The organism is Ruegeria sp. BF10 (genome assembly GCF_056538725.1).
The window spans coordinates 1,061,928-1,083,593 of record NZ_JBQFTR010000001.1; the positions used below are offsets into that span (position 1 = coordinate 1,061,928).

Genomic DNA, 21,666 nt, shown 5'->3' on the forward strand with positions numbered 1-21,666 from the left:
TACTGCCTTTTTTGTTATTTATCTGTCTGCGGCACTGATTGCGCGGCATCTTGTGCAAGCTGGGCAGTGGATGCAACCCGCGCAGCCAATTTTTCGGAAAAGCCGGACTGCGCCAGGGTGAAGGCCAGTTTGATTGCAGCTGACACGCCTGTCGCGTCAGCGCCGCCGTGGGATTTCACCACGGTGCCGTTCAGCCCCAGAAACACGCCACCATTCACGCGCCGCGGGTCGATCCGCTTCTTCAAACGGTTCAGCGACGTGATAGCCAGAATCGAGGCCAATCGGGATAGCGGAGAGTATTTGAAGGCCTGCCGCAGCAGGTCGCCGATCAGGCTTGCCGTTCCTTCGCCGGTTTTGATCGCGACGTTGCCAGTAAAGCCATCGGTTACAATGACATCCGCCTTGTCACCCGGGATGTCACTGCCTTCGACGAAGCCCACGAAATCGAAATTCGCCTGCTCTGCGAATCCCGCGATCATCGAGTGCGCTTCTTTCAGTTCGGCACGCCCTTTGTGTTCTTCGGTGCCGACATTCAGCAGTCCGATCCGGGGGCGGCTCAGGGCCAAACCGTTGCGCGCGTAAGAGGCGCCCATCAGCGCGTATTGCAGCAAGTCCTTGGCGTCGGCGCGCACATCGGCGCCGACATCCAGCATCACGTTGAACCCCTGAGGGTTGCGCGAGGGCCACAGTATCGCGATGGCCGGCCGGTTCACGCCCGGCAGTTTGCGCAGGCGCATCATCGACAGGGCCATCAGCGCACCGGTATTGCCGCAGGAAACCGCGCCATGGGCTTCACCCTGGCGTACCGCTTCCAGCGTGGACCACATCGAGGTCTCTTTGCCGTTGCGCACAACCTGACTGGGTTTGTCTTCCATCGTGACCACACCGGGGCAATCACGAAAAACGACGCGCCCCTCAAGGACACGCCGTTTGGCGACAAGCTTGCGCAATACCTGTTCGGGCCCGTGTAACAAGAACCTGATATCCGGGTTCTTGTCGGCCGATTTCGCAAGACCGGCAACAACGACCGAGGGACCCGCGTCCCCACCCATAGCGTCGACCGAGATGGTGATCCGTCCGGCGTGCGTGGGCTGTTCAGTCATGCCTTGGTCTGCACTCGATCAGGCTTAGGCTGCGTCTTCGTCCAGATCGATTTCGTCGGCCTGTGCGACGACTTCGCGATCATCATAGTGGCCGCAGGATGCGCAAACGTGGTGCGGGCGCTTCAGCTCGCCGCAGTTCGGGCATTCGTTCGGGTTTGCAGCAACCAGAGCGTCGTGTGCGCGGCGGTTGTTGCGACGCGACTTGGAAACTTTGTTCTGTTGGACGGCCATGGTCTCAACCTTTGTCTGACTAGGGGTCGCAGATTCGCTGCCGACCCGGGTTTCGTAGTTCGTTTATCGTGGTTTGACGCGCGTTTAGGCGACGGGCCCCGCAATGTCCAACCCAAAATCCGATGAGCGCGCGAAAATACTGCGATTCTCGGTATGTTCAAGCGATTTTTCTGACCGCCTGCTATGACAGGAAATCTGCGCTCTGTCACTCGTCTTTTTTGAGCGCATCGCGCAATCCCGCCAATCCGGCAAAAGGTTTGGCGTCTTCGTCGGTCATCGCCTGTTTTCCGGGTTCGGTATAGTCTGCCTGACCCAGTTCCGCACCCTCCTTGCGCGGGTATTGCGGCAGGGCCAGCGACAGCGCCTCGATCATCACCGGTGCGGGGTCGATTTCTGGGCCCAAAGGTTCGGATTCGTCATCCTGGGGAATTTCGAACTCGGGTTCATCCGGGTCGGTCCAATCGGCCAGAAAGGTGCGATGCACGGGGATGTCGATCCGCGTCGTGACCGGCTCGAGCGTCACGATGCAGGGTTGGATCACGGTTGCGCCGAGTTTGCCATTTAGAACCCAGTCACGCTTGCCCTGTGCGCGAAGCTCGCCGGAAAAGCTGAGTTTGCGCAGCCCCAGCAGCCCCAGATCCTGCCTGATCTCATCCAATGCGGCGCTTGCGGGGCGCAGTTCAAAGGGTGTCGGGGCGTTCTGGGGCAGGTCAGCCACCCGAAATGATGTAACGTTGCCCATTCGTGAGCCTTTCTATGTGTTGAACCGTGGCAGCGGTTTCTGTAATCGGATAGAAGCCGCAAGAGGCCAAGGCAAGAGGGTGTGCATGTTGAAGGTACTGAACCGGTTGAAACCAGCGACGAAATCGCTTGTGTTTGTTGCCTGTCTGGCTGCGGCCGGGGCCTGTACGCCGATCTACAAGAATCACGGCTATGTGCCTCCGGCCGAGGAACTGGCCGAAATCAAAGTGGGCGTAGATACGCGTGACAGTGTGGAAGAGGCCATCGGCGCACCGGGTGCGTCCGGTGTCGTGCGGGATTCGGGCTATTACTATGTCCGCTCGCGGGTGCGCCATTACGGCCCGAAACGGCCCGAGGTGGTGGCGCGCGAACTGGTCGCCATCAGCTTTGATCAGCGTGGAGTCGTCAGAAACATCGAGCGTTTTGGCCTGGAAGACGGCATCGTGATTCCGCTGGAACGCCGCGTGACCGACTCCAACGTTCAGGACAAAGGCTTCCTGCGGCAGCTGTTGGGCAATATCGGCAACTTCAACCCGGCCAATATTCCTGGCGCCAACTGATCGCGCCGGAACCTTGCGATGGTCACAAGGCAGTCACATGTCTTGTGCTAAAGGTGTCGTGCCGACGCCCGTGGGTCGGCACCCGTGGAGGACGCGACCGTGGCGACGGCAGTTTTGTTGAGCAAAGGGCGCTATAACGCCCGTCTGGCGGATTCGGCCGAGGATGTCAGGGCCGCACAAAACCTGCGGACATTGGCATTTGGCACCCGGAAACCGGACATTGACACTTTTGACGGGCAATGCAGTCATGTCCTGGTTGAAGATATGCGATCCGCCGGGCGGCTGGTCTGCTGCTTTCGGATGCTGACAATGGAGCACGGCGGTGAAATCGGACGCAGCTATTCAGCGCAGTTCTACGACCTGAGCTCGTTGGCGGGGTTCCGTGGCCGCATGGTCGAGATGGGCAGGTTTTGCGTTCATCCGGAACTGAACGATCCCGACATTCTGCGCGTCGCCTGGGGGGCAATGACGTCCTATGTCGATCAACACAATGTCGAGATGCTGTTTGGATGTTCGTCCTTTGCCGGGACCGAAACTGTGCGATACCTTGATGCCTTTGCAATGCTCAAGCATCGCCACCTGGCCCCGAAACGGTGGTTGCCGCGGGTCAAGGCTCCGGACGTGTTCCGCTTTGCCGCACGTCTGCGGCGCCGACCGGACGCGAAAAAGGCAATGTCGCGCATGCCGCCCCTGTTGCGAACCTATCTGATGATGGGTGGTTGGGTGAGTGATCACGCCGTTGTGGATCGCCACATGAACACGTTGCATGTGTTCACCGGGCTTGAAATCGGGGCGATTCCTCCGGCCCGAAAACGCCTGCTGCGGGCATTGGCCGGTTAAGATGAGTATTTCCGAAAAGGTGAAGACAGGGCGTTGACGCAGTGTGGCCGTCGGTTTAGCTGGCGGGCATGGCGAGAATTCCTTTGTTGCAGATGTCCGGCATATCCCTGACTTTCGGGGGCGAACCGGTGTTTTCCGAACTGGATCTGGTGGTGCAGCCCGGTGACCGCGTGGCGCTGGTTGGGCGCAACGGGTCGGGCAAATCCACGCTGATGAAAGTGATGGCTGGCCTGGTCGAGGCCGACCGCGGCGAAATTGTCGTGCCGCCCGGAAAATCCGTGGGCTATATGGAGCAGGACCCGACGATGGAGGGCTTTGCCACCCTGGGCGACTATGCGTCCAGCGGGTTGGAGCCCGGCGAACTCTACAAGGTTGAACGGGCAGGCGAGGGGCTGAAATTCGACCCTTCACGCGCAGTTGAGACGGCTTCGGGTGGAGAGCGGCGGCGCGCGGCATTGGCCAAGCTGATGGCCGAGGCGCCGGACCTGATGCTGCTGGACGAACCCACCAACCATCTGGATATCGAAGCCATCGCGTGGCTGGAGCGCGAGCTTGGGTCGACACGGGCGGCTTTTGTGCTGATCTCGCACGACCGGGCCTTCTTGCGCGCACTGACGCGGGCGACTCTGTGGATTGATCGGGGAATGGTCCGAAGGCAGGAACAGGGTTTTGGCGCGTTCGAAGCCTGGCGGGACAAGATCTGGGAAGAAGAAGATCAGCAGCGCCACAAGCTGAACCGTCTGATCAAGTCCGAGGCCAAATGGGCGGTCGAGGGTATCAGCGCACGGCGCAAACGCAATCAGGGCCGGGTGCGGGCCCTACAGGCGCTGCGGGCCGAAAAGGCAGCACAGATCAAGCGTCAGGGTTCCGCTGCGATGACGCTGGACGCGGGGCCAAAATCAGGCCGCAAGGTGATCGAGGCCAAAGGGCTGGCCAAAGGGTTCGGTGACAAGCAGATCGTTCGGAATTTTGATCTGCTGGTGCAGCGCGGTGATCGTGTGGCCTTTGTCGGGCCGAACGGGGTCGGCAAGACGACCTTGCTGAAGATGCTTCTGGGGCAGGTGGAGCCGGACGAAGGTTCGGTGTCGCTGGGTACCAATCTTGAGGTCGCGGTGTTCGATCAGACCCGTGCGCAACTGGACCCCGAGATGAGCTTGTGGGACAGCCTGACCGGCGACCCGGATATGCGGGTTTCCGGCAAGGCCGATCAGGTGATGGTTGGCGGGCAGCCCAAACATGTCGTGGGATATCTCAAGGAATTCCTGTTCGACGAGCGGCAGGCAAGAGCGGCTGTCAAATCCTTGTCGGGTGGCGAAAAGGCCCGGTTGCTGCTGGCCAAGTTGATGGCGAAACCTTCGAACCTTCTGGTGTTGGACGAACCGACCAACGATCTGGATGTCGAAACGCTGGACCTGTTGCAGGAGCTGCTTGACGACTACGACGGTACGGTTCTGCTGGTCAGCCACGACCGGGATTTTCTGGACCGCGTTGCAACGACGACCATCGCGATGGAAGGCAACGGGCGGGCGACCGTCTATGCCGGCGGCTGGTCGGATTATATTGCGCAGCGCGGGGAAGTGGTCGCTAAAAAAGAAGAAAAAGCAAAAGCTTCGAAGCCAAAAGCAAAGCAGGAGACGCAGCAGAAACCCGGTCTGTCATTCTCGGAAAAACACCGGCTTGAAAAGCTGCCAGCCGAGATTGCGCGCCTCGAGGCCGAGATCGCAAAGCTGGAAGAGCTGATGTCGGATCCCGAATTGTTCACTCGCGAACCGGTCAAGTTCCAGAAAGCGACCGAGGCGCTGGTGGAACGGCAGGAGAAACTGTCGGCGGTTGAAGAGGAGTGGCTGACCCTGGAAGAAAAGGCCGAAGCAGGGTAAACGCAAACTGCGCGGCCCCAAATGGACGGCATTGTATGAGTTGCACAAAACCGGAGCCCTGTAACTGCCCCGGTTTTGCAAAACCTTGATCAGCCGATCCGTGTCATTTCGTTCAGCGTAAATTCAGCCACAGCACCGTCGGTTGCCTCCATGTAAGCCGCGAGATGAGGCGCGTTCATATGCGTCTGCCACTGTTCGCGACTTTCCCAGTTTTCATAGAACGCGAAAACACCGGAGTTGGTTGTGTCCACATGCAGGTCGTATTGGATGCAACCTTGTTCGGCACGGGTGATGGGGATGAGCTTTTCCAGCTCGGCGCGGACAAGATCTTCCTTGCCCGGATGGGCGGTGATTTGGGCGAGAATGGTCAAGGCCATGGTGTCTCCTCAAAGGGTTCAGTTGCGATGAACCGGGATATGTGACACACCAGCAAAACTCGCAAGTACGCACTATTCATGCATATAGGTACCATTCACGCAGATAGGTACCATTTGTATACTGAAAGACGCAGGAGGTCGGGTTGGATCGGTTTGAAAGATATGATTGCAGCGGAGGCTGCCCAGTTGAGGCCGGTCTGGAGCAGATATCGGGCAAGTGGAAGGGGCTGGTGATTTATCACCTCCTTGGGGGCACGATGCGATTCAACGAGTTGTCCCGGGCGTTGGGTACGGTTACTCAGCGCAGCCTGACCAAGCAACTGCGCGAACTTGAGGCAGATGGAATCGTGAACCGCAAAGTCTATGCCGAGGTGCCGCCCAGGGTAGAGTACAGTCTGACCGAAAAGGGGCTGGCGCTGCGCCCGGTGATTGAGGCCTTGGCGGACTGGGGACAGAACAGGGTTATGGGCGGGGCCGGATAGGCCGGGCGGGGTTTCCGACGACTGTCTCGCCGGGCGGAACGTTTTTTGTCACCACACTACCGGCTCCGATGATGGCGTTGTCGCCGATCGCAACGCCCGGCATGATGATCGCGGCCCCGCCGATCCAGACGTTTTCGCCGATCCTGACAGGGTGGGCGGTTTCAAGGCCCCGAGCGCGCAAGGCCGGGTCTTTCGCGTGTTCGGCGCAATAGATCTGCACCGCAGGTCCAAGCATCGTGTCGTTGCCAATCGTCACCGGCGCGGTGTCGAGCACGACGCAGCCTGCGTTGAAAAACACGCGATCCCCCAAAGACAGGTTTATTCCGTAGGCACAGTGAAATGGGGCCTCAAGAAAGCAATCCTCACCAACACCTGCAAACAGCGCTGCCAGTTCAGGCGCGATGGCCCCACGTTCATCCGGCGGGCATGTGTTATGGGCATGAACGGCACGACGCGCTTCGGCGCGAAGCGCATCCAGTTCCGGGTCAAGGCAGCAATACCACTCGCCCGCTTCCATTTTCTGTCGCTCGGTCATGAGCCCCGGTCTAGCGCATCCGCAGGGCACCGTCGATGCGAATGACCTCACCGTTCAGATAGCCCATCTCGACGATGAAGCCGGCCAGTCGTCCGTATTCATGCGGATCGCCAAGGCGGGCAGGGTTCGGGACGTCGGCGGCAAGCTGTTGTTGCACTTCTTCGGGCAGGCCCGCCAGCATCGGGGTCATGAAAATGCCCGGCGCGATGGTCATGACCCGAATGCCGGTCGAGGCCAGGTCGCGGGCCATCGGCAGCGTCATGCCCACGACGCCGCCTTTCGAGGCCGCATAGGCCGCCTGGCCCTTTTGCCCGTCAAACGCAGCGATCGAGGCGGTGTTGATGATCACCCCACGTGCCCCATCTGGTTCGGGGTCATTCTTTGCCATCTCGGCAGCGGCCAGCCGGGACACGTTGAAGGTGCCAACCAGATTGATGTCGATCGTGCGCTGGAACGCATCCAAAGGGTGGGGGCCATCCTTGCCGACAGTCTTGATACCATAGGCGATACCGGCGCAATTCACCGTGGCCGTGATCTTGCCCATCTTGTCCATGCCGTGGCGCACAGCAGCGGCCACCGACTCTTCGTCGGTCACATCCGTCTGCGCGAAATGACCGCCAATCTCGGCGGCGACCTGCGCGCCGCGATCCGCATCGCGATCCAGAATGGTGACCTGTGCGCCTTCCGAGGCGAAGTGGCGTGCCGTGGCTTCGCCCAGACCGGACGCGCCGCCGGTGATGAGGGCGGCAGTGGTGGACAGGTGCATGGTGATCTCCTCCCATGGATATGAACAGTTGTTCAATAACTGCATTTTGGGGCCAGTGTCCATATATTAGAGAAAGAGGGATCTTGGTCGGCGGACCAGATCATTCGCCCCGATGCGCTGGCAGATGCTCAAGACATCTTAATCCCAACTTCACGAAAACGCGCCTGTTCGTGAACGAAGAACTCTGAGCCGTCGTGTGTTTTTTCACCAGGAGGATCTTTTATGGTAAAGAGTACGAAACACGTGCTGGGCGCAGTTATTGCTGTCCCTGTTTTTGGAATGGTGATGATCGGCAGTGCTGCCGCCGCACCGGAAACCTGCAACTGGAAAACGGCCCGAAATCTTGCCAGCGCGGGGGACTATGCCGGGTTGTGCGACTGTGTGCAGGTAACCCCGAGTTTTCTGGACAGGCTTCAAAAGCGGTCCGACTTTGAAACAACATTGACTGTGACCGGGGCGCAATGCCCGGGGCTGGCCGCGTTGCTGACGGATTTGCCGACGGCAAGCCTGTCTGGTTCGGCGGAAAATCGTGGTGAAAGCCGCGGCTCTGAACCCGGTGGGTCTGGATTTGCCGATGCTGGTAGCGCACCCGGTGGCGGAGGTGAAACCGGCGGTGGCGGTGGCGAATCCGGCGGTGGCGGCGGTGAATCCGGTGGCGGCGGCGGTGAATCCGGTGGCGGCGGCGGTGAATCCGGCGGCGGCGGTGCGTCCGGCGGTGGCGGTGGCGAATCCGGCGGTGGCGGAGGTGAGTCCGGCGGTGGCGGCGGTGAGTCCGGTGGCGGCGGTGAGTCCGGCGGTGGTGAAGGCAAAGGCGGAAAAGGCAAAGGCGAAGGCAAGGGCGGCAAAGGTAAAGGCGGTGGCAAGGGCAACAACGGCCACGGCAATGGCGGCGAGGGCAGCAGCCCGGGCCGCGGAAACAACGCCAACGATGATGAAAGAGGCGACCGGCCCGGTCGCGGCGGTGGAAAAAAACGCTGACAAGCGTTCCTTTTCGAAAACAAAACGGCCACTCGATTGGGTGGCCGTTTCCATTTTGCGGGCGTCAGCCTTGCTGGGTTAACCCAGTTGAACCAGCGCGTGACGCTTTTTGCCGGCGCTCAGCTTGATGGGCGAGGACAATGCACTAGCGTCGATCATCAGCCCGGCATCGGTCAGCGGCGCGTCATCCAACTTGGCGCCGTTCTCGGCGATCAGGCGCTTGGCCTCCTTGCCGGACTTAGCCAGACCCGTTTTCACGATCAACTGGACGATAGAGATCGGTAAGTCTGCTTCCGATAGCGTCAGGGTCGGCAGATCATCTCCGACTCCGCCTTTTTCGAACACTTCTCGGGCAGTGGCTTCGGCGTTCGCCGCGGCCTGCGCACCATGGGCCAGAGTTGTCACCTCGTTGGCAAGACGGATCTTGGCCTCGTTGATCTCGGACCCTTGCAGCGCGCCCAGACGATCGCATTCATCCACCGGCATTTCGGTGTAAAGCTTCAGGAACCGCCCGACATCCGCGTCGGTCGTATTGCGCCAGAATTGCCAGAACTCGTAGGGCGAGCGCATGTCAGCGTTCAGCCAGACCGCGCCGTCCTGAGATTTACCCATTTTCTTGCCGTCGCTGGTGGTCAGCAGGGGTGAGGTCAGGCCGTAGATCTCGTGATCCAGCACGCGGCGGGTCAGGTCGATCCCGTTGACGATATTGCCCCACTGGTCGCTGCCGCCCATCTGAAGCAAGCAACCATAGCGGCGGTTCAGCTCCAGGAAGTCATAGGCCTGAAGGATCATGTAGTTGAATTCGAGAAAGGACAGTGACTGTTCACGGTCCAGTCGGGATTTCACCGATTCAAAGCTCAGCATCCGGTTGACCGAGAAATGACGCCCGATGTCGCGCAGGAAATCGAGGTAGTTCAGGTCGTCCAGCCACTCGGCATTGTTCAGCATCAACGCTTTGTTCTCGGCCTCTGTGTCATAGTCGATATAGGCTGAGAACACCTTTTTGATGCCCGCGATGTTTTCGTCGATCTGTTCGGGACCAAGCAGCGGGCGTTCATCCGAGCGGAATGACGGGTCGCCGACCTTGGTGGTTCCGCCGCCCATCAGGGTGATCGGCTGGTGGCCGGTTTTCTGGAACCAGCGCAACATCATGATCTGGATCAGGCTGCCCACATGCAACGACTTGGCCGTGGCATCAAAGCCGATATAGGCCGGTTTGCACCCACTGATCAGCGCGTCGTCAAGGCCCTGATAATCGGTGCAGTCGGCGAGAAAGCCGCGCTCGATCATCGTGGCGATGAAATCCGATTTGGGGTGGTAGGTCATATCGTGCCCTTTGGGTTAATGTTGCGGGGCACTGTATAGGCGGCAGCGCGTGGGAGGAAAAGCCACCTTTTCACCTCGGGGGCGGGGTGTGGTCTAGGGTGTCGATCCAGACACGCGCCCTGAGAAAAAAATTGCCGGGCCGGTCCGGAACGCTTGCCTTTGCGCCCCAACAGAAGGCACGTTGACCGGGCTGCAACCCAAAGGTGAAATCCCGGACCCGGACGCGGCGAAAGACACAGCCAATTCAGGAGGCAGGCTTGGGCCAGACCATCGCGAAACACGGAAAGCTCCGGGCTTTGGGCGCAATGTCCGGCACATCGATGGACGGGGTTGATGCCGCAGTGGTGGAAACCGACGGGCATTCGATTTACGGGTTTGGGGAAAGTGGATACCGCGCCTATTCGGATGCAGAACGCGACGTGTTGCGGGCAGCAATGGGGCAGTGGCACGGACCCCAGGTCGATGCGGCGGCCGAGATGGTGACAATTGCCCATGCCGAAGCTCTGTCCGAGTTCGAGGATGTGGATCTGATCGGCTTTCACGGACAGACGCTGGCGCATGAGCCGCGCGGGCGCGGTACGTTTCAGGTCGGTGACGGGCTGGGGCTGGCGCAGGCCCTTGGGCGTCCGGTGGTCTGGGATTTCCGCAGCGATGATGTGGCGATGGGGGGCGAGGGGGCTCCGCTTGCGCCATTCTTTCACTTTGCCTGTGCCAAATGGTTCGGTGCGGACCGGCCATTGTGTTTCCTGAACCTGGGTGGGGTCGGCAACCTGACCTATGTGGACCCGACGTTCGAAGGTCCCGAAGCGCCCGGTGCGCTGCTGGCCTTTGATACAGGCCCGGCCAATGCGCCGGTCGATGATCTGATGCAGGCCCGGCTGGGGCTTCCAATGGACCGGGACGGGGCATTAGCCCGCGATGGCACAGTCGAGATGGGCGCGCTGGAGCTGTTTCTGGCCGAGCCGTATTTTTCCCGCATGCCGCCGAAGTCTTTGGACCGGAACGATTTTTCTGAAATGATCGGTCTGGTCAAGGAACTCAATGACGCTGACGCGGTGGCCACTCTGACCGGTATGTGCGCCGCAGCTGTGGTGCAGGGGATGGAGCACTGTCCGAAACCCCCGTCCTGTGTGTTGGTCACAGGGGGCGGCAGGCGCAACCCGGTGCTGATGGAGATGCTGCGCGTGTCGCTGGATTGCCCGGTCGAAACGGTTGAGGCGGTGGGGCTGGATGGCGACATGCTTGAGGCGCAGGCGTTTGCCTATCTGGCGGTGCGCGTTGCGCGGGGGTTGCCGACCTCTTGCCCCGGAACCACCGGCGTTCAAGCGCTTGTCGGTGGCGGGGTCGTCAGTACGGTGTCCATGGACCCGGTCGGATAGCGCGATCCGGAAAACAGTTCAAAAAAACAACTCTTTGTGCGACGATTGCCCCGGACCGATGGATCAGGGGCAAGGCAGTATGGCGACCAAGGCAGAGCTCGAGGCCGAGTTGGAGAAGTTGCGGAAGCGGAATGCGACGTTGGAGGCGCAGGCCGAAAAGGAAGCGGGTTCCGAAGATCCACCTGAAGGCACCAAATCGTCGGATGAAATCCGGCAGCTGCTGGAAGACCACGGAATCGACCTGAGCCAGGTTCAGTCCTTGGGGCATGACGTTGTCGAGGAGTTCGGTCGGTTGCAGAAAGACTATCCGATCACGGCGTTGCTGATTGCGTTTTCGCTGGGGTACGTCGTCGGGCGCGCGCAGGGTTAGGAGGCGGCTTATGAGCAGACTGAGCAAAAATCTGGTTACGATCTATCGGACCGAACGTCTGATTGCACGCCGCCGCCTTGGAGTGGTTCAGCAACAGACCATACTGATGGGCATTGCGGGCATCGCGGCATTGTCGGCGGTGGTGCTTTTGAATGCTTCCTTGTTCTTGGCACTTCAAAGCTCGATGTCACCAGCCTCGGCGGCGGCGCTGTTGGCCTTTGGAAACCTTCTATTCGCAGGGCTTATGGTGCTGATTGCAAGGCGCCGCAATATCGACGACGAAGTCGCCCCGGCCGTCGAGGTGCGCGATATGGCCATAGCGGATATTGAAGACGAATTGGAGGAGATGACCGCAGAGGCCAAAGAGGTCGTGCAGGCGGTCAAGAGCATTGGATCGAACCCTTTGGGATCGGCCGCGACGCTGCTGGTGCCTCTGATCAATGTGTTGATCAAAAGCCGAAGCGACAAATAGAGGCGCAACCCGAAGGTTCATCGACACACCGGAGCGCCCTTGCGGCGGGCTGTGTCAAAATGGAAATGCCCGACGTGATAACGGTCGGCGTCCGGGCCCAGCACGGTTCCGAACACGCCGCAGGCGCCATCGTGCAACTTTCGCAATACAGCGCCTTGCGCGTTGTTCCACCCGTCCCGGACCGTGATCTGTGTTCCGTCCTTTAAAACGAAGGTCGATATGTCGATCGCCTTTCCGCGCGCATGTTCCGAGATGCGTGCACGCGGCTGGTTGTTCTGGGTCTTGCAGGCATAGTGGCCAACGATCCGCATCCCCTTCAGCCCGCCGCCCATATCGGCAAAGGCTGGCTTGGCCGTGTTTTCGATCCACGTTTTAAGCGTGACCGCTGTCTGGCAATCCATCAATGAGAATTGGCTGAGGGCGATGTCAGAGATCCTGTAAACCCGAACCGGGTTCGTGATCCCGCATCCGCGGGCCTTTCCGGCGACGGGCTTGCGTGTTTCGCCCAGAATGGTCCAGTCACCACACACGGCGCCCCGTTCCAACATTCGTTCACGACCCACTTCGAATTGCCGGAACTTGCAAGGCCGCAGGGCAGGGCGCCTGGAGACCAGCACCGCAGGTTCGACTGTCACGATCGGGTCAGCATCTTCAGCCGGTTCTTCCCCGATCAGCTCTGGCGCAGTCAGATCGGATGCAAGACGGGCCTCGGCGCAAGCGGGCTCTGCGCTGGCGAATGCTGCGCTTTGACACAAGAACAAGACAGTCAGCAGGGCCTGCTTCATTCTCACTCGTTACTCCGTCGCCTGTGGCTGTGTGTACAGAATGATCAATGGGAAACTGTCTGTAAACTCACCTTTTCAGAGATCGTCATGTGAGCGGTCATGCCTTGGGGATATCGAAGCCGGGCGCGGCCAGTTCGAACCCTTCGAACTGGAAGCCGGGCGAGACGGTGCAACTGACCAGCGTGTAATCGCCCGTGCTGCGGGCGGCTTGCCAATGGCCTTCCGGGACGATCAACTGCGGGGCACCCTGCGACAGATCGGGTGTCAGCACATGATCTGTGGCGGGGCCTTCATCCGTCGCGCTCAGTGACAGGATCAGTGGCGCGCCTGCGTGGTACAGCCAGATCTCGGTCGCATCGACGCGGTGCCAGTGGCTGCTTTCGCCTGCCTGCAACAGGAAGTAGATGCAGGTGCCGGTGGGGCGGCCTTCGTTTTCGGCGCGCCATGTCTCGGCGTACCAACCCCCTTCAGGATGCCGTTGCAGGTTCAAGCGATCGATAATCTCTTGTGCAGTCATGTGGTCCCTCGTGTTTGAATGCGATTATGCACGGGCAGGCATGATCCGCTATGGTATTCATGCGTCCGAGGGATATGTTTACGACATGACCCTGAAAATCCCCTTCGATAACTCTTATGCCCGTCTGCCGGATGCGTTCTTTGCGCGGCAGTCACCGGTTCCCGTGCGCGCGCCAAGGATGATTGCGTTCAACGATGATCTGGCCAAGTTGCTGCGGATTTCGCCCGGAGACGTTGAGGACATGGCCGAAGCCTTTGCGGGAAACAGTATTCCCGAAGGTGCTGAACCCATAGCACAGCTTTATTCTGGGCATCAGTTCGGGCAGTACAACCCGCAGCTGGGCGATGGGCGTGCGGTGCTGCTGGGCGAGACTGTCGGAACGGACGGGGTGCGCCGGGATATTCAACTGAAAGGTTCGGGTCCTACACCGTTTTCCCGCCGGGGCGATGGCCGGGCCTGGCTGGGGCCGGTGCTGCGGGAATACGTGGTGTCCGAGGCGATGCATGCGCTGGGCATTCCGACCACGCGTGCCTTGGCAGCCGTGGAAACGGGCGAGACCGTATTTCGCGAAGGTCCGATGCCCGGAGCGGTCCTGACCCGGGTTGCATCCAGCCATCTGCGGGTGGGGACCTTTCAGGTTTTTGCAGCGCGTGGGCAGATGGACAGCCTGAAGCGCCTGACGGACTATGCCATCGCGCGGCATTATCCCAATGCAGAAGGGCCGATGGGCCTGTTGCGTTCGGTGCGCGATGCGCAGGCCGGTTTGATTGCACAATGGATGAGCGTGGGGTTCATCCATGGGGTGATGAATACCGACAACTGCTCGATCGCGGGCGAGACAATTGATTACGGCCCATGTGCGTTCATGGATACGTATCACCCCAACACCGTCTACAGCTCGATCGACCGGATGGGGCGCTATGCCTATTCGAACCAGCCCGATATCGCGGTGTGGAACCTCGCGCAGTTGGCAACGTCCTTGATCCAGCAGATGGACGACAAAGAGTCTGCCGTGGAAGAGGCGACCGAGATTGTCCACGCGATGCCGGACCTGCTGCAACAGAATTGGTTGTCCCGGTTCCGGGCGAAGATCGGACTGGCAACCGCGGACGAGGGCGATCAGGAACTGATCACCGACCTTCTGAAGCGTATGGCCGAGGGGCAGGCGGATTTCACCAATACCTTCCGGGCGCTGGGCGGTGGCATGGCGCGGGATCAGTTCCTTGCCCCGGAAGCGTTTGACACTTGGGAAGCGGGTTGGCGCGCACGTTTGGCGCGCGAAGCAGCGCCGCTGGACGTGTTGACCGCCGCAAACCCCGCATTCATTCCGCGCAATCACCGGATCGAACAGATGATCCAGGCGGCAGTGCAGGGCGATTACGCACCGTTCGACCGGTTGAACGCCGTTCTGGCGCGGCCTTACGAAGATCAGGGTGATGCGGAAGACCTGAGGCGTCCTCCGGCCGAAAACGAGGTGGTCCACGCGACGTTTTGCGGGACGTGACGCGCAGACCGCGTCTATTTTCGCAGGATTTCCAACACCGCGGCGCTGACGATCAGGGTGGCGCCCAGAAACTCCCGCAGGCCAAATGGTTCGCCGGACAGCGCCGCGGCCGAGGCGATGCCGACGACAACCTCGCTCATCAACAGCAGGCCGACCTTTGCGGGGGACAGCTTGGTTGCCGGCCAGATGGTCATGTAGATCATGGGCAGGACATAAAAGGCCGACAGCAATGCATATCCCGCGATGCGGATCGCGTTTTCGCTCGTGACGTTCGGCAGCGCCTGGCCCCCAAGCGCCGACAGGCTGACAAGCGACAGCAACAGCGCACCAAGGACAAAGGCAAAGACCTGACCCGAGATGGTCATGCTGCCAGTCTTGTATAGGCCCAGTGTGCCCAGTGCCCAGCATATGCCCGACGCCAGCGCCAACCAGTCGCCCAGGTTTTGCGGCCATGGCACAAACCCGGCGCCTCCAAGCACGACAAACAGTCCGCCAAGCCCGCAGATCAGGCCCGCAAGGCGCATCAGGCTCAGGCGTTCTCCAAGAAACAGGACGCCCAGAAGCGTGCCCCAGATCGGAGTGAGATAGAACAGCAGGATCGAGCGGACGACGTCGGTGTAGACAAGACTGATCGAATACAGGCTGAATGCCGCCCCTGTGAACATACCGCTGAGCATCAGATCACGCCACCGCCGGGCCAGCATGTGCCTGTCGGCCCAGATAAAGGGGATCAACGCAATCAGGGCCACGCAGTACATGACGATCCCGGACCATGGGCCGGTCAGACCCTGATCGAAAAAAAACCGCACCGGAATCCAGTAAAGGCCCCACAGCGCGCCGCCCATCACCAGTATGATACTGGCCCGGGTGCTGTTGTCGGGTTGACTCAGGCTCATCTTGGCCTCGCTTTCGCTGCGCTTCGATGTCGTCACCGGATCGGGATAGAGGGTTGCGGGGCCGGGGATCAAGCGGAACCTTTGCTTTGACGCGAAGCAGGGTTCATTCGGCGAAACAACAGGCAGATTGCCGGGGGCGGGTGTTGTATTGGAATTGCCGCGGCAGGAAACCGAGCTGAGGGGTTGCGCCTCGCGTCAGGCATGGCACTTTAGGGCCAATTCACTTGGTCATGGCCTCATGCAAACTTCGTCCACGCTGCGTATCGCAAGCTACAACATTCAGAAATGCGTCGGGCTGGATTTCCGGCGTCAGCCGCAACGCATTTTGCAGGTCATCGAAAACACGAAAGCGGATATCGTTGTGTTGCAGGAGGCCGACAAACGCCTGCCGCCCCGCCCGGCGGCATTGCCGCATTTCATGTTGGACGAGGCGGGGTGGAAGATCGTCGATCTGGGCGGTGCAGGCAGTCTGGGCTGGCACGGCAACGCGGTGATCTGGCGGGGCGAGGGCATCTCGGTGCGCCGAAAAGGGCATCACGAACTGCCGGGGCTGGAGCCGCGCGGGGCCGTTCGGGTCGAGTTCGACACCCATATCGGGCCACTGCGCGTGATGGGTATGCATCTGGGGCTTTTGCCAGCGTCACGGCGGCAGCAGATTTTGCACATTCGGCGGAATGATTGGGATATGGACCAGATGCCGACAGTTTGGGCCGGTGACTTCAACGAATGGTCACGCCAGCCCGTTCTGGATCACCTGGCGCCCGAAATGCGGTTTCTGCCCGCCAGACCCAGTTTTCCCGCCGCGCAGCCTTTGGGTGCGCTGGATCGGATCGCGCTGGGCAGTGGAATACAGGCCGTGGCGCACGGTGTTCACGACACCCGTCCGGCACATATCGCATCCGATCACCTGCCGGTCTGGGCCGATCTGACGCGCGCTAGATCAGAAGGTCGCAAAAGGTGAAATCTCTGTAGCGAAACGCGCGCAGACATATTAAGACAGACATCCGAGCAAGTCTGAGGGGCATCATGTCGGAAACGATTGTTGGGCGTTGTGAAGCCAAGGGGCTGCGCATGACCGGTCAACGAAGGGTCATTGCGCAGGTACTGGAACAGAGCGACGACCACCCGGATGTCGAGGAGCTCTATGCGCGGGCTTCCGCCGTGGACAAAGGCATTTCCATTGCAACGGTCTATCGCACGGTCAAACTGTTCGAAGAGGCAGGCATTCTGGAACGTCTCGAGTTCGGGGACGGACGGGCCCGGTACGAGGACGCCGAGCGCGATCACCACGACCACCTGATCGACATGCAGTCAGGAGAGGTTATCGAATTCGTCGACCCCGAGATCGAAGCCTTGCAGGAAAGAATCGCCGCCAAGCTTGGGTACAAGCTCAAGGGGCACCGGTTGGAGCTGTATGGCGTCCCGCTGGAAAAGGACTGACCCATCACGAAACGCGATTGATCCCCTCACTTTAATTCATCAGGCGTGACGGGAATTGTCTTGCCAGATGCCGTTGGTTGAGGTTGTTGTGCGTGTACAGGCACCTGACGTGCCCTTTTCCTGTGGACGCGCATATGAACAACGTAAACGGCATCCTGCTGCTCATCGGGTCGATGGCGGCCTTTGCACTTGAGGACATGTTCATCAAGCTCCTGTCCGGCTCTGTGCCGACAGGGCAGATCATGGTGCTTCTGGGCGTGTTCTGCGGGCTTGTGTTTGCCACGATGTCAGTGGTCACGCGCAAACGGATCTTTGATCCCGTTGCATGGAAAACCCTGCCATTGATCCGCGCCGCCACCGAAGGCTTTGGTGCAGTAGCGTTCGTGACGGCGTTGTCGCTGATCGACCTGTCCACCGTGGCGGCCGTGTTTCAGGCCATGCCGCTGGTCGTCACCATGGGGGCGGCCCTGTTTCTTGGAGAGCAGGTCGGGTGGCGCCGCTGGAGCGCGATCGGCGTCGGCTTTGTCGGTGTTCTGATGATCATCCGCCCGGGGATGGAGGGCTTTCGGCCGGAATCCCTGTTTGTGGTGTTGTCCGTGGTCGCAATTGCCGCGCGCGATCTGATCACCCGCAAGCTGGACCCGCGAGTGGCTTCGTCCGTTGTTGCGATGCAGGCCTATATTGCGGTTGCTGTCGCCGGCCTGGTTCTGATGGTCATGTCCGGGGCATCCTTCGTGCCGGTTCAAGCCGGTCAAACGGGCCCTTATGCGGGGGCGATCGGATTTGGCGTTCTGGGGTACTACGGCATTGTCACTGCGATGAGAGTGGGCGAAGCCTCGGCCCTGATGCCGTTCCGGTACACGCGTCTGGTGTTTTCGATCCTCGCTGGAATGCTGGTGTTCGGTGAACGTCCTGATGTGCTGACACTGGCGGGGGCGACCCTGATCATCGGTTCGGGCCTTTATACCTTTGTCCGCGAACGGCGTCTGGCGCGCGAATTGGCCCCTGCCTGACCTTGTTGGCGCAAACAGCGGACTGTTAGCCCTAAATGTCCGGCAATATGCGTGTTAGCGTTAACGGAACCGGTTTACTTTTGGCCGGTTGCTGCTATGACGCGTGCAACCGACCGCAGTCACAGGAACAGGCTTCATGAGCACCATCATCGACATCCACGCACGCGAAATTCTGGACAGCCGGGGCAACCCGACGGTCGAAGTTGACGTGATTCTGGAAGACGGCACCATGGGCCGCGCGGCCGTGCCCTCGGGCGCGTCCACCGGTGCCTATGAGGCGGTAGAAAAGCGCGATGGCGACAAGGCACGCTATATGGGCAAAGGCGTTCTGGAAGCCGTCGCCGCCGTGAACGGCGAGATTGCCGAAGAACTTGTGGGCTTTGACGCGACCGAGCAGGTGGCCATTGACCAGGCCATGATCGAGCTGGACGGCACCGAGAACAAAGGCCGTCTGGGCGCAAACGCGATTCTGGGTGTCTCGCTGGCCACGGCGAAGGCGGCGGCGGATTTCACCACCCAGCCGCTCTATCGTTATGTGGGCGGCACCTCGGCGCGGGTTCTGCCGGTTCCGATGATGAACATCATCAACGGCGGCGAGCATGCCGACAACCCGATCGACATTCAGGAATTCATGATCATGCCGACCGCCGCCGCGAACATTCGCGAAGCGGTGCGCATGGGGTCCGAGGTGTTCCACACGCTGAAAAAGGAACTGTCAGGCGCGGGTTTGGCGACCGGTGTGGGTGACGAGGGCGGTTTCGCCCCCAACATCGCCTCGACCCGTGAAGCATTGGATTTCATTCTGAAATCCATCGAAAAAGCAGGTTACAAGCCGGGTGAGGAAATCCACCTGGCGCTGGATTGCGCGGCAACCGAGTATTACAAAGACGGCAAATACGTTCTTTCGGGTGAGGGCACGAGCCTGACCTCGGACGAGAACGCGGCTTATCTGGCGGCGCTGGTCAATGACTATCCGATCATCTCGATCGAAGACGGCATGTCCGAAGATGACTGGGAAGGTTGGAAGGCGCTGACCGACGCCATCGGTGACAAGGTGCAACTGGTGGGTGATGACCTGTTCGTGACCAACCCTGTGCGTCTGGCCGAAGGGATCGAGCGCGGCTGTGCGAACTCGATGCTGGTCAAGGTGAACCAGATCGGCTCGCTGACGGAAACCCTGCGCGCCGTCGATATGGCGCACCGCGCGCGCTACACCAACGTGATGTCGCACCGTTCAGGCGAGACCGAGGACGCCACCATTGCCGATCTGGCCGTGGCGACCAATTGTGGTCAGATCAAAACCGGCTCGCTTGCGCGATCGGACCGGTTGGCGAAATACAACCAGTTGATCCGGATCGAGGAGTCGCTGGGTGAAGTGGCCGAATACGCCGGCGCGTCGATCCTGAAATAAGCATGGAATGGGGGCCAATGGCCCTCATTTCTTATAGTTCCGGTCTCTGATCCACCAAGCGGTCGTTCCGCTGCACGTGCCGCAATCCGCGTGACGGATCAATTGGTGCTGTTGACCCTTCGGAACTCTTGGATCCAAGCGTTTCTTGGGCCCTGAACCGGCGTCTTCCGGACGATCGCGGTAAAGGTTGCGGCGGGAAACACGGCTTCAGGTGATATCCACCCTTGATTGAACCTTTCTGGTTCGATCCTTCTCTGGGTTTACGATTGCCGTACCTGCCTGCACTTGAAGTTGAAGGTTTCCGAGAAATCTTCGATCTTTTCGCGAGAAAGACGTGATCCGGATTAGGCAATCATTTCAGTGGTCTCTGCTTCGCAGGCGTATTGAATCAGCCTTTTTGTATCTAAAAAGAATGCAAAAATCTCATTATGTGTGAACTTGTTACTAAGTAAAGCACGGCCACGTGATCTAATCTGAATGCATTGCAGAAAGGAGACCACGATGTCTGTATCCAAATTCCTTCTGGTAATCGCAGCAACGTCCATCACAGTTCTTTCCGCCTGCGCGGGTCCGGGAACCTACCCAATTACCGGAGACCAGGTCTCGGCGAGTGACCCGGTACAGGACATGAACCCGGCCAATATCTTCCGCGGCGAGTCTCGTTAAAGCAACTTGCTCATCAGCATATATCTGTCGCGTGGTTTGAACCCGGTGCGCAGATAGATTTTCTGAGCGGCCTCATTGTTTCGGTCGACTTCCAGATGAAGGGCAGTCAGCCCCGCTTCGGACAAAGCTTTGGGCAGTGCCAGCAGAACCTCGGTTGCAATGCCGCGCCCGCGAACAGCGGGTCGGATATAGATTTCGTCGACGAAACCGTCCATGCCGCCGAATTCGACGGACCAGCCGAAGGTCAGGATGATGTAGCCCAACGGCGCGCGTCCGGGTCCGATCAGATAGACACAGCCATGGGGAATACCCTCGAGCAGGGGTGTCAGAGCATTTCGGGTCTGGTCCGGGTCTTGCGTCAATCCGGCCTCGGTATGGAAGGTGGTGACCAGCGCCATCAGGCGGTCCAGGTCTTCGGGGCGCGCAAGGCGCAGGGCGGCGCTCATAATCTGGCCAGCCTTTCTGTCAGCAGGTCAAAGAAGCCGTCAGCGTCGATGTCCCCCATGAACAGCGCATTGGGCGCGCGGTCGGTCACGCCCCACCAATCTGCGACGGTCATGCCCATGGTCAGTTCGGACCCGGTTTCAATTTCGACATTCACATGACGGCCTGAAAACAGCTCGGGCCGGATCAGATAGGCGGTCACGCAGGGGTCGTGCAAAGGCGCACCCGCGCTGCCGTATTTTTCCTTGTCAAACCTCTCAAAGAAATCGGTCATCTCGGCCACAGCGAGTCCGACTTTGTTTCCCAGAGCACGGAACGCATCGTTGCGGGGTTTGGTGACCAGCGCCTTATGCGTGACATCCAACGGCATAACCACAATCGGCCTTCCGGATTTGAAAACGATATCAGCTGCTTCCGGGTCGACGTGAATGTTGAACTCTGCTGTTGGAGTGATGTTCCCAACCTCGAAATACGCCCCGCCCATCAGAACGATTTCCTGCACCCGATCAACAATATCAGGGGCTTTGTTGAATGCGGTCGCGATATTCGTCAGAGGCCCCAGCGGACAAAGGGTCACGGTGCCCGGTTCTTCGGCGCGCAGGGTGTCGATGATGAAATCCACCGCGTGGCCCTCGGTCAGCGGCATCTGCGGATCGGGCAGGTCCGGGCCATCCAGCCCTGTCTTGCCATGCACATGCTCGGCCGTGACCAACGCGCGGTTCAACGGTCTGTCGCAGCCCGCGTAAACGGGTATGTCAGTCCGCCCCGCCAGTTCGCACACGATCCGAGCGTTCTTGGCGGTCAATTCCAGGGGCACGTTGCCCGCGACCGCCGTAATACCAAGAACCTCGATGTCCTCCGGGCTGGCCAGCGCCAGCAGGATGGCGACGGCATCGTCCTGTCCGGGATCGGTGTCGATGATGATCTTGCGAGGTTGCATGGGCGTCTCCGGT

26 protein-coding genes are annotated in these 21,666 nt (G+C 60.0%); 14 read left to right on the top strand and 12 right to left on the bottom strand.

The features are described from left to right. Window positions 1-14: 14 nt before the first annotated feature. The 3 genes from plsX to ACR0DJ_RS05390 all read right to left on the bottom strand — a co-directional run bounded on the left by plsX (window position 15) and on the right by ACR0DJ_RS05390 (window position 2,076). Window positions 15-1,103 carry a phosphate acyltransferase PlsX gene (gene plsX, locus ACR0DJ_RS05380; RefSeq protein ID WP_170344015.1) on the bottom strand — a complete coding sequence of 363 codons (1,089 nt, stop codon included), beginning with the start codon at window positions 1,101-1,103 and terminating at the stop codon, window positions 15-17. A 24-nt stretch (window positions 1,104-1,127) separates the two neighbouring features. Then, window positions 1,128-1,334, bottom strand: coding sequence for a 50S ribosomal protein L32 (gene rpmF, locus ACR0DJ_RS05385; protein WP_008756996.1), 207 nt, complete (start codon window positions 1,332-1,334; stop codon window positions 1,128-1,130). 205 nt (window positions 1,335-1,539) lie between these two features. Then, window positions 1,540-2,076, bottom strand: coding sequence for a YceD family protein (locus ACR0DJ_RS05390; protein ID WP_480684113.1), 537 nt, complete (start codon window positions 2,074-2,076; stop codon window positions 1,540-1,542). Window positions 2,077-2,161: 85 nt separating this feature from the next. Here ACR0DJ_RS05390 and ACR0DJ_RS05395 point away from each other — a divergent pair, with 85 nt between their 5' ends. From ACR0DJ_RS05395 to ACR0DJ_RS05405, 3 genes are all read left to right on the top strand, one after another. Then, window positions 2,162-2,635: an outer membrane protein assembly factor BamE gene (locus ACR0DJ_RS05395; protein WP_170344017.1), complete on the top strand. Its 474-nt coding sequence runs from the start codon at window positions 2,162-2,164 to the stop codon at window positions 2,633-2,635. Window positions 2,636-2,734: 99 nt separating this feature from the next. Beyond that, the gene (locus ACR0DJ_RS05400) at window positions 2,735-3,475 is read left to right on the top strand and encodes a GNAT family N-acetyltransferase (protein WP_480684115.1); all 741 of its coding nucleotides are present in this window, start codon (window positions 2,735-2,737) and stop codon (window positions 3,473-3,475) included. 68 nt (window positions 3,476-3,543) lie between these two features. Next, window positions 3,544-5,352, top strand: coding sequence for an ABC-F family ATP-binding cassette domain-containing protein (locus tag ACR0DJ_RS05405; RefSeq protein ID WP_480684117.1), 1,809 nt, complete (start codon window positions 3,544-3,546; stop codon window positions 5,350-5,352). Window positions 5,353-5,441: 89 nt separating this feature from the next. Here ACR0DJ_RS05405 and ACR0DJ_RS05410 read toward each other — a convergent pair whose 3' ends face one another. Then, window positions 5,442-5,729: a putative quinol monooxygenase gene (locus ACR0DJ_RS05410; RefSeq protein ID WP_480684119.1), complete on the bottom strand. Its 288-nt coding sequence runs from the start codon at window positions 5,727-5,729 to the stop codon at window positions 5,442-5,444. 143 nt (window positions 5,730-5,872) lie between these two features. Between ACR0DJ_RS05410 and ACR0DJ_RS05415 the strand changes: the two genes are divergently transcribed. Continuing rightward, window positions 5,873-6,211 (top strand): winged helix-turn-helix transcriptional regulator, encoded by a 339-nt coding sequence (locus ACR0DJ_RS05415; RefSeq protein ID WP_170344020.1) that lies wholly within the window; start codon window positions 5,873-5,875, stop codon window positions 6,209-6,211. Here the strand turns inward: ACR0DJ_RS05415 and ACR0DJ_RS05420 are convergent. Together ACR0DJ_RS05420 and ACR0DJ_RS05425 are read right to left on the bottom strand one after the other, a co-directional pair. Further along, window positions 6,192-6,746, bottom strand: a complete 555-nt coding sequence (locus tag ACR0DJ_RS05420) for a sugar O-acetyltransferase (RefSeq protein WP_480684120.1) — start codon at window positions 6,744-6,746, stop codon at window positions 6,192-6,194. The two genes, ACR0DJ_RS05415 and ACR0DJ_RS05420, sit on opposite strands and share 20 nt — an antisense overlap. A 10-nt stretch (window positions 6,747-6,756) precedes the next feature. Further along, complete coding sequence (locus ACR0DJ_RS05425) at window positions 6,757-7,512, bottom strand: 3-hydroxyacyl-CoA dehydrogenase (protein ID WP_257598878.1); 756 nt, start codon at window positions 7,510-7,512, stop codon at window positions 6,757-6,759. Window positions 7,513-7,734: 222 nt separating this feature from the next. Between ACR0DJ_RS05425 and ACR0DJ_RS05430 the strand changes: the two genes are divergently transcribed. Further along, a complete protein-coding gene (locus tag ACR0DJ_RS05430) occupies window positions 7,735-8,490 on the top strand; it encodes a hypothetical protein (RefSeq protein WP_425078402.1) in 756 nt (251 codons plus the stop codon). Window positions 8,491-8,568: 78 nt separating this feature from the next. On the opposite strand, the gene tyrS is transcribed toward ACR0DJ_RS05430, so the two are convergent. Next, on the bottom strand, window positions 8,569-9,816 hold the full coding sequence (gene tyrS, locus ACR0DJ_RS05435; RefSeq protein WP_425078401.1) for a tyrosine--tRNA ligase: 1,248 nt from the start codon (window positions 9,814-9,816) through the stop codon (window positions 8,569-8,571). A gap of 305 nt (window positions 9,817-10,121) precedes the next feature. On the opposite strand from tyrS, the gene ACR0DJ_RS05440 reads away from it, so the two are divergent. The 3 genes from ACR0DJ_RS05440 (at window position 10,122) to ACR0DJ_RS05450 (ending at window position 12,037) form a co-directional block, all read left to right on the top strand. Beyond that, window positions 10,122-11,195, top strand: a complete 1,074-nt coding sequence (locus ACR0DJ_RS05440; protein WP_480684764.1) for an anhydro-N-acetylmuramic acid kinase — start codon at window positions 10,122-10,124, stop codon at window positions 11,193-11,195. A 79-nt stretch (window positions 11,196-11,274) separates the two neighbouring features. Further along, window positions 11,275-11,565, top strand: a complete 291-nt coding sequence (locus ACR0DJ_RS05445) for a hypothetical protein (protein ID WP_170344026.1) — start codon at window positions 11,275-11,277, stop codon at window positions 11,563-11,565. Between the two features lie 10 nt (window positions 11,566-11,575). Further along, entirely contained in the window at window positions 11,576-12,037 is a 462-nt protein-coding gene (locus ACR0DJ_RS05450) for a hypothetical protein (protein ID WP_480684121.1), read from the top strand. A gap of 17 nt (window positions 12,038-12,054) precedes the next feature. On the opposite strand, the gene ACR0DJ_RS05455 is transcribed toward ACR0DJ_RS05450, so the two are convergent. Both ACR0DJ_RS05455 and ACR0DJ_RS05460 read right to left on the bottom strand, forming a co-directional pair. After that, entirely contained in the window at window positions 12,055-12,822 is a 768-nt protein-coding gene (locus ACR0DJ_RS05455; protein ID WP_480684122.1) for an extensin-like domain-containing protein, read from the bottom strand. 97 nt (window positions 12,823-12,919) lie between these two features. Then, window positions 12,920-13,339, bottom strand: a complete 420-nt coding sequence (locus tag ACR0DJ_RS05460; RefSeq protein WP_480684123.1) for a cupin domain-containing protein — start codon at window positions 13,337-13,339, stop codon at window positions 12,920-12,922. An 85-nt stretch (window positions 13,340-13,424) separates the two neighbouring features. Between ACR0DJ_RS05460 and ACR0DJ_RS05465 the strand changes: the two genes are divergently transcribed. Beyond that, the gene (locus ACR0DJ_RS05465) at window positions 13,425-14,843 is read left to right on the top strand and encodes a protein adenylyltransferase SelO (protein ID WP_480684766.1); all 1,419 of its coding nucleotides are present in this window, start codon (window positions 13,425-13,427) and stop codon (window positions 14,841-14,843) included. 14 nt (window positions 14,844-14,857) lie between these two features. Here the strand turns inward: ACR0DJ_RS05465 and ACR0DJ_RS05470 are convergent, their stop codons facing one another. After that, the gene (locus ACR0DJ_RS05470) at window positions 14,858-15,775 is read right to left on the bottom strand and encodes a DMT family transporter (RefSeq protein ID WP_480686231.1); all 918 of its coding nucleotides are present in this window, start codon (window positions 15,773-15,775) and stop codon (window positions 14,858-14,860) included. A gap of 202 nt (window positions 15,776-15,977) precedes the next feature. Between ACR0DJ_RS05470 and ACR0DJ_RS05475 the strand changes: the two genes are divergently transcribed. From ACR0DJ_RS05475 to ACR0DJ_RS05495, 5 genes are all read left to right on the top strand, one after another. Next, entirely contained in the window at window positions 15,978-16,700 is a 723-nt protein-coding gene (locus ACR0DJ_RS05475) for an endonuclease/exonuclease/phosphatase family protein (RefSeq protein WP_480684126.1), read from the top strand. Window positions 16,701-16,765: 65 nt separating this feature from the next. Beyond that, the gene (locus ACR0DJ_RS05480) at window positions 16,766-17,179 is read left to right on the top strand and encodes a Fur family transcriptional regulator (RefSeq protein ID WP_170344032.1); all 414 of its coding nucleotides are present in this window, start codon (window positions 16,766-16,768) and stop codon (window positions 17,177-17,179) included. Between the two features lie 134 nt (window positions 17,180-17,313). After that, on the top strand, window positions 17,314-18,192 hold the full coding sequence (locus tag ACR0DJ_RS05485) for a DMT family transporter (RefSeq protein ID WP_480684128.1): 879 nt from the start codon (window positions 17,314-17,316) through the stop codon (window positions 18,190-18,192). Between the two features lie 136 nt (window positions 18,193-18,328). Beyond that, the gene (eno, locus tag ACR0DJ_RS05490) at window positions 18,329-19,603 is read left to right on the top strand and encodes a phosphopyruvate hydratase (RefSeq protein WP_170344034.1); all 1,275 of its coding nucleotides are present in this window, start codon (window positions 18,329-18,331) and stop codon (window positions 19,601-19,603) included. Between the two features lie 501 nt (window positions 19,604-20,104). Continuing rightward, window positions 20,105-20,269 carry a hypothetical protein gene (locus ACR0DJ_RS05495; protein ID WP_257598867.1) on the top strand — a complete coding sequence of 55 codons (165 nt, stop codon included), beginning with the start codon at window positions 20,105-20,107 and terminating at the stop codon, window positions 20,267-20,269. Here the strand turns inward: ACR0DJ_RS05495 and ACR0DJ_RS05500 are convergent. Together ACR0DJ_RS05500 and ACR0DJ_RS05505 are read right to left on the bottom strand one after the other, a co-directional pair. Next, window positions 20,266-20,715 (bottom strand): GNAT family N-acetyltransferase, encoded by a 450-nt coding sequence (locus ACR0DJ_RS05500; protein WP_480684129.1) that lies wholly within the window; start codon window positions 20,713-20,715, stop codon window positions 20,266-20,268. The two genes, ACR0DJ_RS05495 and ACR0DJ_RS05500, sit on opposite strands and share 4 nt — an antisense overlap. Continuing rightward, the gene (locus ACR0DJ_RS05505) at window positions 20,712-21,653 is read right to left on the bottom strand and encodes a nucleoside hydrolase (RefSeq protein ID WP_480684130.1); all 942 of its coding nucleotides are present in this window, start codon (window positions 21,651-21,653) and stop codon (window positions 20,712-20,714) included. Before ACR0DJ_RS05505 ends, ACR0DJ_RS05500 begins: the two co-directional genes overlap by 4 nt. Window positions 21,654-21,666 lie beyond the last annotated feature (13 nt).